The 14299-nt window shown below is 69.4% G+C and carries 12 protein-coding genes; 5 read left to right on the plus strand and 7 right to left on the minus strand.

Going from position 1 to position 14299, the window contains the following annotated elements; translation table 11 throughout:
• Positions 1-13: 13 nt before the first annotated feature.
• A complete protein-coding gene (locus MKP05_RS11110) occupies positions 14-451 on the plus strand; it encodes a low molecular weight protein-tyrosine-phosphatase (RefSeq protein ID WP_240568331.1) in 438 nt (145 codons plus the stop codon).
• A 60-nt stretch (positions 452-511) separates the two neighbouring features.
• Here MKP05_RS11110 and MKP05_RS11115 read toward each other — a convergent pair whose 3' ends face one another.
• The 3 genes from MKP05_RS11115 to acnB all read right to left on the minus strand — a co-directional run bounded on the left by MKP05_RS11115 (position 512) and on the right by acnB (position 3989).
• Positions 512-814, minus strand: coding sequence for an addiction module antidote protein (locus tag MKP05_RS11115; protein WP_240568332.1), 303 nt, complete (start codon positions 812-814; stop codon positions 512-514).
• Positions 811-1143 carry a type II toxin-antitoxin system RelE/ParE family toxin gene (locus MKP05_RS11120; protein ID WP_240568333.1) on the minus strand — a complete coding sequence of 111 codons (333 nt, stop codon included), beginning with the start codon at positions 1141-1143 and terminating at the stop codon, positions 811-813. Before MKP05_RS11120 ends, MKP05_RS11115 begins: the two co-directional genes overlap by 4 nt.
• Before the next feature lie 242 nt (positions 1144-1385).
• Positions 1386-3989 carry a bifunctional aconitate hydratase 2/2-methylisocitrate dehydratase gene (acnB, locus tag MKP05_RS11125; protein WP_240568334.1) on the minus strand — a complete coding sequence of 868 codons (2604 nt, stop codon included), beginning with the start codon at positions 3987-3989 and terminating at the stop codon, positions 1386-1388.
• Between the two features lie 253 nt (positions 3990-4242).
• Here acnB and MKP05_RS11130 point away from each other — a divergent pair, with 253 nt between their 5' ends.
• Genes MKP05_RS11130 through MKP05_RS11140 form a run of 3 tightly spaced genes read left to right on the plus strand, consistent with a single transcriptional unit; the run spans position 4243 to position 9283 of the window.
• Positions 4243-4686 (plus strand): DUF1289 domain-containing protein, encoded by a 444-nt coding sequence (locus MKP05_RS11130; protein ID WP_240568335.1) that lies wholly within the window; start codon positions 4243-4245, stop codon positions 4684-4686.
• A 13-nt stretch (positions 4687-4699) separates the two neighbouring features.
• Positions 4700-5347: a MiaE family protein gene (locus MKP05_RS11135; RefSeq protein WP_240568336.1), complete on the plus strand. Its 648-nt coding sequence runs from the start codon at positions 4700-4702 to the stop codon at positions 5345-5347.
• 33 nt (positions 5348-5380) lie between these two features.
• Complete coding sequence (locus MKP05_RS11140; protein ID WP_240568371.1) at positions 5381-9283, plus strand: ATP-binding protein; 3903 nt, start codon at positions 5381-5383, stop codon at positions 9281-9283.
• Positions 9284-9646: 363 nt separating this feature from the next.
• On the opposite strand, the gene MKP05_RS11145 is transcribed toward MKP05_RS11140, so the two are convergent.
• The 4 genes from MKP05_RS11145 to queC are packed head-to-tail and all read right to left on the minus strand — an operon-like array spanning position 9647 to position 12218.
• Complete coding sequence (locus MKP05_RS11145) at positions 9647-9925, minus strand: YkgJ family cysteine cluster protein (protein ID WP_240568337.1); 279 nt, start codon at positions 9923-9925, stop codon at positions 9647-9649.
• Positions 9926-9962: 37 nt separating this feature from the next.
• Complete coding sequence (locus MKP05_RS11150; RefSeq protein ID WP_240568338.1) at positions 9963-10802, minus strand: 6-carboxytetrahydropterin synthase; 840 nt, start codon at positions 10800-10802, stop codon at positions 9963-9965.
• Positions 10802-11446: a 7-carboxy-7-deazaguanine synthase gene (queE, locus tag MKP05_RS11155; RefSeq protein ID WP_240568339.1), complete on the minus strand. Its 645-nt coding sequence runs from the start codon at positions 11444-11446 to the stop codon at positions 10802-10804. Before queE ends, MKP05_RS11150 begins: the two co-directional genes overlap by 1 nt.
• Positions 11439-12218, minus strand: coding sequence for a 7-cyano-7-deazaguanine synthase QueC (queC, locus tag MKP05_RS11160; protein ID WP_240568340.1), 780 nt, complete (start codon positions 12216-12218; stop codon positions 11439-11441). The genes queE and queC overlap by 8 nt, the downstream gene beginning before the upstream one ends.
• Before the next feature lie 611 nt (positions 12219-12829).
• Between queC and trhP the strand changes: the two genes are divergently transcribed.
• Positions 12830-14248 carry a prephenate-dependent tRNA uridine(34) hydroxylase TrhP gene (gene trhP / locus MKP05_RS11165; protein ID WP_240568341.1) on the plus strand — a complete coding sequence of 473 codons (1419 nt, stop codon included), beginning with the start codon at positions 12830-12832 and terminating at the stop codon, positions 14246-14248.
• The last annotated feature ends 51 nt before the right edge of the window (positions 14249-14299 follow it).

The following is a 14299-nucleotide window of genomic DNA, read 5'->3' on the forward strand; positions in this document are numbered from 1 at the left end:
AGACGGAGAGAGAATGTTCCAGCATATCCTGGTGGTCTGTATCGGTAATATCTGCCGCAGCCCGGTGGCCGCGGCCATGCTCAGGCAGCGGCTGCCCGGCCGCCATGTGGAATCCGCCGGCCTGGGCGCGCTGGTGGGGCAGGGCGTCGAGCCCACCGCCCGGGCGCTGGCCGAGGCCGAGGGGCTGGATGTCGCCGACCATCGGGCGCGCCAGCTCAGCGCCGAGATCCTCGACGCCGCCGACCTGATCCTGGTGATGAGCGAGGGCCAGCGCCGGGCGGCCGCCGACCTGGTGCCCGCGGCCATGGGCAAGACCCTGCTGCTCGGCCGCTGGCTGGACGGCGGCAAGGGCCGCGAGATCCCCGACCCCTACCGCCGGGATGCCGAGGTGTTCCGCGCCGTTCATGGCCTGCTGCGCGAGGCCACCGAGAGCTGGGCGAGGCGGCTGTAGGGGACAGCCTGTCGCTGTCCGTGGCTCGGGATGGTGTTTCCGGTGGCCTCGACGGGACGCTCAGGTTGCGTGAGTGAGGTCGTGGAAGTGGATCCCGGTCGCCTTGATGACGGCGGTCATGGTGCGCAGGGTAGGGTTGCCCTTGGGCGAAAGCGCCCGGTAGAGGCTTTCCCGCGAAAGCTTGGTGCGTTCGGCGACAGCGGCCATGCCCCCCTGGGCTTCAACCACATGGCGAAGTGCCAGCAGGAATGCAGACTCGCCACCTTCCTCGTCCAGTTCATCGAATGCCGTGCGCAGGTAATCCACGGCCATGTCCGGGTCATTGCGCAGCATCTCGATCACGGCGTCGTCGTGACGTCTCATCTCTGGGTTCTCCTCCGATGGTCGGCCAGGAACGCCTTGGCCTGCTCTATGTCGGCCTGTTGGCGCTGCTTGGTGCCACCGATCAGCAGCATGACCAGGCGTTTGCCTATCCTGGCGTAGTAGACGCGGTAGCCTGGGCCATAGTCGATCCGCAGTTCGAGCACTCCATCACCTACGGCCTTGGTATCCCCGGCATTGCCTGTGGCCAGCCGGTTGAGTCGGGTCAACACCCGCATGGCGGCACGACGATCCTTGTCCTTGGTGGCATCCAGCCAGGCCTGGAAGGGATCATGGCCGTCGGCTGTCAAATAGTGCGTCAGCTCCATCATGGAGATGTATTGTAGCCTAAAAGCTACAAGTGGGAAGGGGCCTTGCTACCTCCTGCCCCATTCAGCTGGGTTCCCTCGCCGGGTGCATTCGGGTTATCCGGTCGGCCGGGTGCTACGCGTGGCGTGACCTGCCGTGACGGGGATACAAAAAAAGCGCCCCGGGAGGGGCGCTTCGGTCATCGGCTCTGGCCGCCGTGCGACGGCCATCGATGTTGCGAGCATCGGAGTCGAAAAGTGGGGTATCAGCCTTCCTGGGCGACCGGAATCACGTTGGAAGCGGCGTTCTGATACTCCTCGATCTCGTGGAAGTTCATGTAACGATAGATCTCCCCGGCCATGGCGTCGAACTCGCCCATGTAACGGCGGTATTCGTCGACGGTCGGCAGGCGACCCTCCACCGCGGCCACCGCGGCCAGCTCCGCCGAGGCGAGGTAGACGTTGGCGCCGTCGCCGAGGCGGTTGGGGAAGTTGCGGGTGGAGGTGGAGACCACGGTGCTCTTGGCGGCGACACGGGCCTGGTTGCCCATGCACAGCGAGCAGCCCGGCATCTCCATGCGCGCCCCGGCGCGGCCGTAGATGCCGTAGTAGCCCTCCTCGGTCAGCTGGTGCTGGTCCATCTTGGTCGGCGGGGCCAGCCACAGGCGGGTCTTCAGGCTGCCGGCCGGCTGCTTCTCGAGCAGCTTGCCCGCGGCGCGGAAGTGGCCGATGTTGGTCATGCACGAGCCGATGAACACCTCGTCGATCTTCTCGCCGGCCACGTCGGAGAGCAGGCGGGCGTCGTCGGGGTCGTTCGGCGCGCACAGCACCGGCTCCTTGAGCTCCTCGAGGTCGATCTCGATGACCTCGGCGTACTCGGCGTCGGCGTCGGCGCGCATCAGGCTCGGGTTGGCCAGCCACTCTTCCATGGCCAGGATGCGGCGCTCGATGGTGCGCGCATCGCCGTAGCCGTTGGCGATCATCCACTTGAGCAGGGTGATGTTGGACTTGAGGTACTCGGTGACGCTCTCTTCGCCCAGGGTGATGGTGCAGCCGGCGGCGCTGCGCTCGGCGGAGGCGTCGGAGAGCTCGAAGGCCTGCTCGACGGTGAGGTCCTCGAGGCCCTCGATCTCCAGCACGCGGCCGGAGAAGGCGTTCTTCTTGCCCGACTTCTCGACGGTCAGCAGGCCTTCCTTGATGGCGTACAGCGGAATGGCATGGACCAGGTCGCGCAGGGTGACGCCGGGCTGACGCTCGCCCTTGAAGCGCACCAGCACCGATTCCGGCATGTCCAGCGGCATCACGCCGGTGGCGGCGGCGAAGGCCACCAGGCCGGAGCCCGCCGGGAAGGAGATGCCCATCGGGAAGCGGGTGTGGGAGTCGCCGCCGGTGCCCACGGTGTCGGGCAGCAGCATGCGGTTCAGCCAGCTGTGGATGATGCCGTCGCCGGGGCGCAGCGAGACGCCGCCACGGTTCATGATGAAGTCGGGCAGGGTGTGGTGGGTGTCCACGTCGACCGGCTTCGGATAGGCCGCGGTGTGGCAGAAGGACTGCATCACCAGGTCGGCCTGGAAGCCGAGGCAGGCGAGGTCCTTGAGCTCGTCGCGGGTCATCGGGCCGGTGGTGTCCTGGGAGCCCACGGTGGTCATCTTCGGCTCGCAGTACATGCCCGGGCGCACGCCCTCCATGCCACAGGCCTTGCCGACCATCTTCTGGGCCAGGGTGTAGCCCTTGCCGGTGTCGGTGGGCTGCTCGGGCAGGCGGAAGACGTCGGACTGGGGCAGGCCCAGCGACTCGCGCGCCTTGCCGGTCAGGCCGCGGCCGATGATCAGCGGGATGCGGCCGCCGGCGCGCACCTCGTCGAGGATCAGCTGGGTCTTGAGCTCGAAGGTGGTGACGACCTCGTCGGTGCCGTGCTTGCACACCTTGCCCTCATAGGGATAGACGTCGATGACGTCGCCCATCGCCATCTTCGAGACGTCCATCTCCACGGGCAGGGCGCCGGAGTCTTCCATGGTGTTGAAGAAGATCGGGGCGATCTTGCCGCCGAAGCAGAAGCCGCCGGCGCGCTTGTTGGGCACGTTGGGGATGTCGTCGCCGAAGAACCACAGCACCGAGTTGGTGGCGGACTTGCGCGAGGAGCCGGTGCCGACCACGTCGCCGACGTAGGCGACCGGGAAGCCCTTGGCCTTCACCTCCTCGATCTGCTTGAGCGGGCCGGTGGTGCCGGGGACTTCCGGCGTGATGCCGTCACGCTCGTTCTTGAGCATGGCGTTGGCGTGCAGCGGGATGTCGGGGCGCGACCAGGCGTCCGGGGCCGGGGAGAGGTCGTCGGTGTTGGTCTCGCCGGGCACCTTGAACACGCTGAGGGTGATCTTCTCGGCCAGGGCGGGCCGGGAGAGGAACCACTCGGCGTCGGCCCAGGACTGGATGACGTCCTTGGCGACGGCATTGCCGGCCTTGGCACGCTCCTCCACGTCGTGGAAGGCGTCGAACATCAGCAGGGTGTGCTTGAGCTGCTCGCCGACTTCCTTGGCCAGCTCGGCGTCGTCGAGCAGTTCGACCAGCGAGACGATGTTGTAGCCGCCCTGCATGGTGCCCAGCAGCTTGACCGCGTGCACCTTGTCGATCAGCGGGGAGCTGGCCTCGCCCTTGGCGATGGCGGTGAGGAAGCCGGCCTTGACGTAGGCGGCCTCGTCGACGCCCGGGGGAACGCGATTGGTCAGCAGGTCGAGGATGAACTCCTCCTCGCCGGCCGGCGGGCTCTTCAGCAGCTCGATCAGCGCGGCGACCTGCTCGGCGTTCAGCGGCTTCGGCGGGACGCCGTCGGCGGCGCGCTCCTCGACATGTTGGCGATAGGCTTCAAGCACGTTGGGGCCCTCATCTGTTGTGGTGGCCAAAGCACGCCGATTCGACGAAGAACGTCGGCGAAATGGCCGCTCTGGCTCGTGAAACAACCTAGTCACTGGGTGGCGGCGATTCTACGCCAAACTGTCGACAATGTTAAGCGAGCCCCGTGGCTAGGGCCTTGAACTTTGGTCGCCGGCTTGTCGGCGCCGCTACATGATGTCACGAAGGGCTGCCCGCGTTACCATGGACGGCGTACCAACGGAGAGGGTGTTCATGGGAGCCACCATCACTTCGCCCTGCGTCGGGCTCTGCTCGACTACCCTGGGCGACCGGGTGTGCCGCGGCTGTCAGCGCGGCGACGACGAGATCTGCGACTGGTTCGGCCTGTCTGCGGCCGAGCGGGCCGAGCGCATGGCCGAGCTGGATGCCCTGCGCGAGGCGGTGGCCGGACGCTTCCTGCGCCTGGTCGATGCCGAGTGCCTCGAGGCCCAGCTCGAGCGCCACCGGATCCGCGTGCGGCCGGAGCAGCCGCCGCTGTCGCGGGCCGTGGAGCTGCTGCGGGTGGGGCGCGAGCGGATCCGCGACCTGGCACGCTACGGCCTGGCGCCGCGGGCGGCGTTCGCCGACCTGGAGGCGAGCGAGCTGCATGCGCGCCTGAGCCTGGCCCTGGCCGACGCCGCCGAGCAGCGCCGGGCGGGCCTCTCCCGAACCCCATAACGAGTCGACGACCATGCCAGAGACCCTTGCCGAGACCCGGGAAGCGCCCGGCGCCGATGCGCTGCTGCCCGCCGGGTTGCTCGACTTCCTCGCCTGCCGCACCCCCGATGCCTGGGTGGCCTGGGCGCTGGAGAACCCCGAGCTGCTGCTGATCGACCATGCCCAGTGCGAGAAGAAGGCGGCCTCCACGGCGATGAGCCTGCTCTACCGCTACGTGGACCAGCCGCTGCTGTTGACCAAGATGTCGCAGCTCGCCCGCGAGGAGCTGCTGCACTTCGAGCAGGTGGTGGGCCTGATGGAGGAGCGCGGCATCGTCTATCGCCATCTCAGGGCGTCGCGCTATGCCGAGGGGCTGCGCCGTCATGTGCGGGCTCAAGATCCCGAGCGTCTGGCCGATGTCCTGATCATCGGCGCCTTCATCGAGGCGCGCAGTTGCGAGCGCTTCGCGCGGCTGATTCCGCATCTCGATGACAAGCTTGCCAAGTTCTATCGCAGTCTGGTTAAGTCGGAAGGACGCCACTACGAGGATTATCTGATGCTGGCCCGGCATCTTTCCCAGGCGCCCATCGAGTCACGCGTCGCTTTCTTCGCCGAACGCGAGAGAGAGCTGATCGCCTCGCCCGATACGGTGTTTCGTTTTCACAGCGGCGTGCCGGCCTGAGGCATCCGCTTTCGCCATGCAGGATCGACCATGATGCGGGATTCCTCCGACGTCGTTGACACCCCGGGACCGGACAAGCTGGCGCTGTTCGGCCACTTCACGCTGACCCTGGGCGAGGATGCGATCTCCCAGTTCAGCTACGACAAGGTCAAGGCGCTGCTGGTCTACCTGCTGCTCCACGATCAGCCCGTCAACCGTGCCACCCTGGCCGAGCTGCTGTGGCCCGACCAGGGGCTGTCGTCGGGGCGCACCAACCTGCGTCACGCCCTGCACTGCCTGCGCCAGTCGCTGGGCGAGGTGGCCGAGCAGGTGCTGGTGGTGTCGCGCCAGACCATCGCCTTCCGCCTGCCGAAGCGCTGGCATTTCGACCTCCACGCGGTGCAGGCCCGGCTCGAGGGGCCGCGGGACGTGGCCACCCTGGAGGCGCTGCTCACCGACTACCAGGGCGACCTGGTGGAGGAGCTGCAGCTGTCGACCTGTGCCGAGTTCCAGCGCTGGCTGGTGCAGGTACGCAACGAGTGGCGTCAGCGGGTGATCCGCTTCGCCGAGGCGGTGCTCGAGCGGCACGACCCGATACCCGATCAGCTGCTGCAGGCCCTGGTCAGCCGCTTTCCCGGCTACGGGCCCTTCCACGAGCGCCTGGTGCGTCAGCTCGCCGAGCAGGGGCAACTGGCCGCCGCCCACGAGCAGTACAACGCCTACCTGCAGCTGCTGGCGCTCTCCGGGCAGCAGCCCGAGCCGGGCTTCCTGCAACTGGCCCGCTACTGGTCCGATGGCCAGCATGACGGCCACGGCCTCGGCTCCCCCAACGGCTTCTCGCGCACCCTGGCGGCGGACAGCGCGCCGCTGCGCGAGGACGAGATCGAGCAGCGCCAGCTCTCGGTGATGGCGATTCGCCTGCGCCTGTCGGGCGACCTCTCCTCGCGGGCCGGGACCCGTGCCTGCCTGGCGCTGCAGTTCGAGCTGATGCGCTGGCTGGAGCAGCAGTGCCATCACCTGGGGGGCTTCTGGCTGCCCGGCGCCTCCGGGGGCCTGGGGCTGGCCTGCTTCGGCACCCACGGCCCGGCCCACCAGCTCGCCGAGCTGGTGGCGCTCTTCGAGCACTGCCGGCGGATGCTGCCCGAGGAGTCGGTCCGTCACTGGACCGGGGAGGGCGAGCCGCCGCGCGTCGAACTCACCGCCGGCCTCAACAGCGGGCGGGTGGTCTACCTGCCCGAGCGCCATATGGTCGACCCCCTGGGCCAGGTGAGCCAGGGCTCGCTGGACCTGATGAGCGCCGCCGAGAGCAGCGAGCTGGTGATCTCCCAGGAGGCCAGCCAGCACATGCCGCCGGCGCTCGACCTGCAGCCGCGGCTCAGCTCGCGGCTGGTGGCCAGTGACGGCCGGGTGCGCCTGCGCGCGCTTGTCCTCGGTGCGAACGAAGGCGGTCGCGAGGCGCTGCCCCCCAGCCTGATCGGCCGTGAGTCGGCGCTGCGGACCCTGCGTGACGCCCTGGCCCGGGCCGGTATCGGCCTGCGCCAGAGCGTGCTGGTGCGCGGTCCCTCGGGCATGGGCAAGTCGGCGCTGATGGTGGGCTTCCGCCAGCTCGAACAGAGCCGCGATGCGGCGATCTGCTGGCAGCCGACGACGCGGCTCTCGGTCCAGGAGCCCTACGGCGTGGCGCGGTTGCTGCTGCGCTGGCGCCTGGGCGGCGAGATCGACGCCCAGGCGCTGTCGCGGCTGCTGGCGGCCATCGGGGCCCCCGCCCTCGACGAGCGGCGCCGGCAGCTGCTCGAGGAGGCGCTCGGCGTGCGCGAGCCCGACGAGGTGGCGGTGCTGACCCAGAGCGGCGAGGCCGTGGAACTGGTGGTGGGGCTGATGCACCAGCTGGTCACCACCCTGACCCGCGAGCGCGCCCTGGTGGTGATGATCGACGACCTGCAGTGGCTCGACGAGCCCTCCTTCAAGGTGCTGGCCGGCCTGCAGGCCCGGCTGCCGATCAACTGCGCCTTCCTGCTGGTGGCCAGCCACCATGGCCGCGAGTCGCTGCCGGCCCGGCTGCACTGGGACCAGCAGATCACCCTCGGTCGGCTGGACGCCATGCAGTCCTCGCGGCTGCTCTCGCAGCTGGCCCGGCGCTACCGCCTGCACCTCAGCCCGCGGCTGCGCGGCCAGATCATCGAGCGCTGCGACGGCGTGCCGCTCTACCTGCAGGAGATCTGCCGGCGGGTCGACATGGATCGCCGCGAAGGGCGCAGCGTGCAGTTCGACGAGTTGCCCCGCGGGCTGCTGGGGCTGCTCGCCAGCCGCATCGACCAGCTCGACGGCGACCGCGAGGTGGCCCACGTGGCGGCGGTGCTGGGGCGGCGCTTCCGCCTCGACTTCCTCGCCGAGTGCAGCGGCTGGGAGATGCCGCGGCTGACCCAGGCGCTGGAGCAGATGAGTCGGCTGGAGATCATCGAGCCGGCCGAAGGCGAGGAGGGCGGCCGCGAGTTCCAGTTCACCCACCAGCTGTTGCAGGAGGCCGCCTACCTTTCCTGTCCCCGCGACGTGCGGGTGGCGATCCACCGCCAGGTCGTCGAGCTGATCGAAGAGCGTTTCCCGGTGTGGATCAGCCGCCACCCGGGCGATTTCGCCATCCACCTGCGTCGCAGCGGCCACTATGCCCGCGGGGCCCGCTACTTCGAGCTGGCCGCCCGCGAGGCGCTCAAGGTCAGCGCCAACCGCACGGCGCTGAAGATGGCCGATTTCGGCCTGGCCAGCCTGCGCCACGTGGACGACCAGGCCGAGCGCGAGATCAGCCTGCTCACCGTGCGCGGCCAGGCCGCCTTCGCCCTGGAGGGGCACGGTTCGCCGACCGCCCACGAGAGTTTCGCCAAGGCGCGGGAGCTGCTCGCCGGCAGCGGCGAGGCGGCCGATGTCGAGCAGGCCTTCCTGGTCAACTGGGGGCTCTGGGTGGGCTGCAGCCAGCGCCACTCCCATGCCGACGCCTTCTCGCTGGCCTCGCGGCTGGCCGACCTGGCCGCCCAGCTCGACGATCCGCGCTACCGGCGCCTGGCCGATTACGCCCGGGCCAGTTGCGAGTACTGGGCCGGGCGCATCGGCCAGGCCTATGACCATCTCGAGGAGATCGATCCGCTCAACGCCTCGATGATGATCGAGTGGCTGCCGTTCTCCGACCATCCCCAGGTGGCGGCGGCCTGCTTCCAGGGCTGGGCGCTCTGCCTGCGCAGCGACTACCGCCGCGCCGAGCAGCAGGTCGAGTCGGCCATCCGCCTCGCCGAGCAGATCAACCACCCCGGCAGCCTGGCCATGGCGCTGCTCTACGCCTCCGCCCTCTACCGCCAGCTGGGCCATGTGCACCTGGCGGCGAGCCGCGCCGAGCGCGCCTTCGAGCTGACCAGCACGCCTGACCTGCACCTGTGGCAGATCTCCGCCCGTGCGGTGCTCGGCTGGCAGCGGGCGCTGTCGGGGGATCGCGAGGGGCTGGCCCGGGTCGATGCCGCCCTGGAGGAGCTCTCCGAGGTCACCGGTCGCGATCGCTACCAGCGTCCGGCGCTGTGGTACGTGGACGCCTGCATCGCCCTGGGCGAGCTGGCCCGGGCCGAGGACTACCTCGACCAGACCCTGCTGATCGCCCGCGAGCGCACCACCCTATTCGTGCCGGAGCTGGCCCTGCACCTGGTGCTGGTTCGCCACCGGCTGGGGCACTCCCGCGAGGAGGTGCGGGCGCTGGCCGAGCAGGCCCTGGTGCAGGCCCGCGAGGACGGCAACCTGCACCAGCAGCTGTGCGCCCTGGAGCTGTGGCTGACCCTGATCGACCCCGATGACCAGGCGGCCCGCGAGGAACTGCGCGGCCTGCTGGGCGCGGTGAGCCACAGCGATGCGCCGGTGCTGGTGCGCTGGCGTACCCTGCTGGACCGCCGCCTGCCGCTGGTCGTCGATGCCGAGGGGTAGGCGTGGCTTCTGGGGACCTTCTCCGACGCTGGCGGCCGCTTCGTGTGGGGTCTGTCCCTGAGGCCTCCCCAGAAATATTTCAGCATTATCAATGTGTTGGACATGGGTGGGTAGCAGGCTGCCAGCGCTGCCGGTCCCTATGGGGTCAGACCCCGGCGGCGTCGAATCCGCTCGCAAGACGCACCATGACGGGCTTCGCGACTTGGCTGGGGTCTGACCCCATAGGGGCAGTCTCGGCGCCTTTTTCGGCGAACAAGCTATCAACGTCGAGAAAAATGTGGGGATTCGGCAGGTCAGACCCCCGTGGGGGAATGGCGCCGACCCCGGCGGTCGTCGCCTGGGGGGAAGCGCGGCGTCCCGGGGCTAGGTCGCCAGCTCCAGGGCGGCGATGCGCTCCAGCGCCTGGTCGCGATGCTCGCCGCACAGCTCCCGGTCGAAGGTGAAGCGGGCGCAGACCGCGGGGCGGCGGGGGTCGCCGAACAGCCGGCAGAGGTTGTCGGCATCGAGCTGGACGCAGCGGGCTGCGGCCGGCTTGCCGTCGGGCATGCCGGGAATCGCCGAGCTGATCGAGGGGGCGATGCAGCAGGCGCCGCAGCCGGGGCGGCACTCGCCCTCGGTGCCTCGTGCGCTTGCCCCCTTCATGCCCTCTCCTCCCCGTTCATGGCGGTGCCCGTCCCGGTCATGCCTGGGCGATGGCCCCCTTGTCGATGCCCTCGAAGGCCTGGACCCGGGTGGCGTGCCCGGTCTCGCGGGCGATCTCGGTGGCGAGCCAGGCGGCGATATGCTCCACGGTGGTGGGGGGGTGGAGGATGGCGCAGCGCTCCTGGGGCAGGCGCAGGCAGAAGCTGCCCTGGTCGGAGCGGTAGCGGGTGGTCAGCTGGCCCCGGTACTCCGATTCGCCGCCGTCGACGATATCCTCCTCGCTGACCAGGTAGCGGTCGGCCAGCCAGTCGGCCCAGCGCTGCTCGAGGGCCGGGGCGCGCTTGCCGCCCTGCCAGATGTGCAGCCGCGAGCGGTGCCCGTGGGCAATGCGCTGGCAGTTGCCGGCGTGGCGCCGCAGGCCATGGCTGTAGCAGTAGGCGGGGCCGTCGATGGCCTCCTCGCGCAGCGCCAGCCGGATGGCGGTGACCTGGTCGGGGGGGCGGCGCATCAGGTCCTCGGCGAGGCGGTCGCCCAGCCGCTCGAGGGTGATCTCGCTCCACGGCAGCAGGGTGAGGGCCTGGCGCGGGGCGCGGATCTCCATGGGATAGGGCAGGGAGGTGCGCACGCAGAGCCCCTCGCGGCACTCCTGGACCTCTACGCCGGGGGCCCGGGTCGGCACCAGCAGGGTATGGTCCGGCCCGGCGTCGAGCCGCGACTTGATCCACGGCTTGACCTCGCCGAAGTCGAACAGCATGCCGTCCTCGCCGAGCTCGCCGTCGAGTTCGGCGTCCACGTGCCAGCTGGCGGCGGTGAGGCCGCGGCGCGGGCACCAGAGCGATACGTCCAGTTGAGTCAGGCGGTTGACGAAGAGCGTCATCAGTCGATCCCCGCGATCTTGTGGGTCTGCAACGACAGGCGCCACTGGGGGTGGGCCAGGCAGTAGGCCACGGTCTCGGCCATGGGGCTGTCGGTCCGGCCCAGGGGGGCGGTGTCCATCGGTTGCAGGAAGAAGTGGCGAAAGTCGAGCCCGGCGAAACGCTCGGGCGGGGCCTCGACCTGGGGGTGGACCAGCTTGAGCTCGTCGCCCTCGGTCAGCGCCAGCGAGGTGGCGCCCTTGGGGCTGACGCAGAGCCAGTCGATACCGGCCGGGGTGGGCAGGGTGCCGTTGGTCTCCACCGCCACCTCGAAGCCCCGTTCGTGCATGGCGCGAATCAGCGCCTCGTCGAGCTGCAGCAGCGGCTCGCCGCCGGTGAACACCACATAGGGCGTGGCCACGCCGTCCTGGTCCGGCCATAGCGCCGCCAGGTGGACGGCCAGGGCCTCGGCATCCGCGAAGCGACCGCCGTGCTGGCCGTCGGTGCCGACGAAGTCGGTATCGCAGAAGCGGCAGGCGGCGCCGGCACGGTCCCGCTCGCGCCCCGACCAGAGGTTGCAGCCGGCGAAGCGGCAGAAGACGCTGGCGCGTCCGGCCCGGGCGCCCTCGCCCTGCAGCGAGTAGAAGGCCTCCTTGACGCTATACATCGGGCGACCCCCCTGGTGGTGTTGCGGCGGCGGCGGGGCGCTGTGAGACGTCAGCGGCGTCGTCGGGCCGCTGTGAGACATCTGCGGCGGCGTCGGGCCGCTGTGAATAGCCCAGTGGATCCGTGGCACCGTTGGCGGCGAAGGCCGCCAGGCGCTCCCGGCAGCTGCCGCAGCGCCCGCAGGCGAGCGCCTCGCCGCGATAGCAGGTCCAGGTGTCGGCATAGTCGAGCCCCATGGCCAGGCCTTCGGCGAGGATCTCGGCCTTGCTGGCGCGCAGGTAGGGGGCGTGGATCTCGACGGGGGCGAAGTTGGCGATGCCGGCCACGGCCTTCATGGCCTCGACGAACTCGGGGCGGCAGTCGGGGTAGAGCACGTGGTCGCCGCCGTGGGCGCCATAGTCGACGCGGCCGGCGCCGATGTTCACCGCCTTGGCGATGGCCAGCGCAAGCAGGATCATGTTGCGGTTGGGCACCACCGTATCGGCCAGGTTCTCCCGGCGGTAGTCGCCCTCGGGCATCTCGCGGCTGGCGTCGGTGAGCGCCGAGTTGTCGATCAGGCCGTGGATGGCGCGGATGTCGACCACCTGGTGCGGTACGCCAAGTTCGCGGCAGACCTTGGCCGCCACCTGCAGCTCGCGGGAATGCCGCTGGCCGTAGTCGAAGGAGAGGGCGTGCACCTCGAGGCCTTCGCGCAGGGCGCGGTGGAGGACCGTGAAGGAGTCCATGCCGCCGGAGTAGATCACGACCGTGGCAGGCGTGCTTGAGTGGGTCATATCGGGACTCTTGTCGGAGAATTTGTTGCGCCGCGCTACCGTGAAGCGGCGGCGTTCCGGGGTCCGGTCCGGAGGGCCATCATTCTACTTGACCGGAAAGACAAGTGCACGGGCAGCTCCACCGAAAGAGAGGGTAAGTGCCGGTATCGCTCGGGGCTGATCCGGGGGCCTCCCCAGAAACATTTCAGCATTATCAATGTGTTGGGCATGGGTGGGAGGCAGGCTGCCAGCGCTGCCGGTCCCTATGGGGTCAGACCCCGGCGGCGTCGAATCCGCTCGCAAGACGCACCATGACGGGCTTCGTGACTTGGCTGGGGTCTGACCCCATAGGGGCGGTCTCGGCGCCTTTTTCGGCGAACGTGCCGCCATCGCCGGGATATTCGTGGGGATTCGTCAGTGGCTGATTGGTCGGCAGGCCTGTGGGGAGGCGCTGTGGATCCCTCCCTGGACGCTACCTTTGCCAGCCCTGGCAAATAACCTCCCCTTCGGCCTGTCCCCGGCGCCTCTCGCTATAGAGGCGCTTCCCCCTCGGCCCTCGGCGCTCGCGCTGTTATAATGTTGCCCCTTATGCCTGCGCCTCCGGCGCCATCGTCCTGACAACGGTGACCCCCATGAAAGCCCCCGAACTGCTCTCCCCCGCGGGAACGTTCAAGAACATGCGCTATGCCTTCGCCTATGGCGCGGACGCCGTCTATGCCGGCCAGCCGCGCTACTCGCTGCGCGTGCGCAACAACGATTTCAAGGTCGACAACCTGCACCGCGGCATCGCCTATGCCCACGAGCGGGGCAAGCAGTTCTACGTGGCGTCGAACATCGCCCCGCACAACAGCAAGTTGAAGACCTACCTGCGCGACATGGAGCCGGTGATCGAGGCCGGCCCCGATGCGCTCATCATGTCCGACCCCGGGCTGATCATGATGATCCGCGAGCGCTGGCCCGAGCAGGTGATCCACCTCTCGGTGCAGTCCAACGTGGTCAACTGGGCGGCGGCGAGGTTCTGGCAGCGGCAGGGCATCAGCCGCATCATCCTGTCACGGGAGCTGTCGCTGGCCGAGATCGCCGAGATCCGCGCCGAGTGCCCCGATCTCGAGATCGAGACCTTCGTCCACGGCGCCCTGTGCATCGCCTATTCGGGCCGCTGCCTGCTCTCCGGCTACTTCAACCACCGCGACCCCAACCAGGGCACCTGCACCAACGCCTGCCGCTGGAAGTACAACACCGTGGCCGCCTCCCACGACGAGACCGGCGACCTGGTGCCGGCCAACTCGGCGCGGGCCCATGCCGCCAGCGGCGTGTGGACGCCCGACCAGGGGCAGGGCGGGCTGATCGCCTCCGGCGGCGGCAGCACGGCTGAGGCCACCACGGCGACGGCCGGCGGCGTGGAGGGGCAGGACGAGCTGTCGGCGCTGATCGAGGACCGGACCCGCCCCGGCGAGCTGATGCCGGTGTTCGAGGACGAGCACGGCACCTACATCATGAACTCCAAGGACCTGCGCGCCGTGCAGCACGTCCCAAGGCTCACCGAGATGGGCGTGACCTCGCTGAAGATCGAGGGGCGCACCAAGTCGCACTACTACGTGGCGCGCACCGCCCAGGTCTATCGTCGTGCCATCGACGACGCCGTGGCCGGCCGGCCCTTCGACATGCGCCTGATGGACGAGCTCGACAACCTGGCCAACCGCGGCTACACGGAAGGTTTCTACCGCCGGCACGTCCACGACGAGTACCAGAACTACGAGCAGGGCAACTCGGTGGGCGTTCACCAGCAGTTCGTCGGCGAGGTGATCGGCTATGACCCGGACCGCGGCGTGATGGAAGTGGACGTCAAGAACCGTTTCGAGGTCGGCGATGGCATGGAGCTGATGCTGCCGGGCGGCAACCGCCGCTTCGTGCTCGAGCATATCGAGAACCGGCGTGGCGAATCGGTCGGCGCCGCACCGGGCTCCGGCCACAGGGTGCGCATCCCGGTGCCGGGCGAGGCGATCGACCCCGCGCGCGTCGAGTTCGCGCTGCTGATGCGGGACCTGTAGTCCTGGGCGATTGGCCCCGCAGGCGCCCCGGGCGGTAAGCTCCAGGCTGGC

It is taken from the genome of Halomonas flagellata (assembly GCF_022487945.1).
GTDB lineage: Bacteria > Pseudomonadota > Gammaproteobacteria > Pseudomonadales > Halomonadaceae > Halomonas > Halomonas flagellata.

Bases quoted from the DNA above. Each gene is read 5' to 3' on its own strand.
- queE (WP_240568339.1), bottom strand. From the start codon at position 11,446: ATGTATAGCGTCAAGGAGGCCTTCTACTCGCTGCAGGGCGAGGGCGCC.
- MKP05_RS11135 (WP_240568336.1), top strand. From the start codon at position 4,700: ATGCCAGAGACCCTTGCCGAGACCCGGGAAGCGCCCGGCGCCGATGCG.
- MKP05_RS11150 (WP_240568338.1), bottom strand. From the start codon at position 10,802: ATGACGCTCTTCGTCAACCGCCTGACTCAACTGGACGTATCGCTCTGG.
- MKP05_RS11120 (WP_240568333.1), bottom strand. From the start codon at position 1,143: ATGATGGAGCTGACGCACTATTTGACAGCCGACGGCCATGATCCCTTC.
- MKP05_RS11115 (WP_240568332.1), bottom strand. From the start codon at position 814: ATGAGACGTCACGACGACGCCGTGATCGAGATGCTGCGCAATGACCCG.
- queC (WP_240568340.1), bottom strand. From the start codon at position 12,218: ATGACCCACTCAAGCACGCCTGCCACGGTCGTGATCTACTCCGGCGGC.
- trhP (WP_240568341.1), top strand. From the start codon at position 12,830: ATGAAAGCCCCCGAACTGCTCTCCCCCGCGGGAACGTTCAAGAACATG.
- MKP05_RS11110 (WP_240568331.1), top strand. From the start codon at position 14: ATGTTCCAGCATATCCTGGTGGTCTGTATCGGTAATATCTGCCGCAGC.
- MKP05_RS11130 (WP_240568335.1), top strand. From the start codon at position 4,243: ATGGGAGCCACCATCACTTCGCCCTGCGTCGGGCTCTGCTCGACTACC.
- MKP05_RS11145 (WP_240568337.1), bottom strand. From the start codon at position 9,925: ATGAAGGGGGCAAGCGCACGAGGCACCGAGGGCGAGTGCCGCCCCGGC.
- MKP05_RS11140 (WP_240568371.1), top strand. From the start codon at position 5,381: ATGCGGGATTCCTCCGACGTCGTTGACACCCCGGGACCGGACAAGCTG.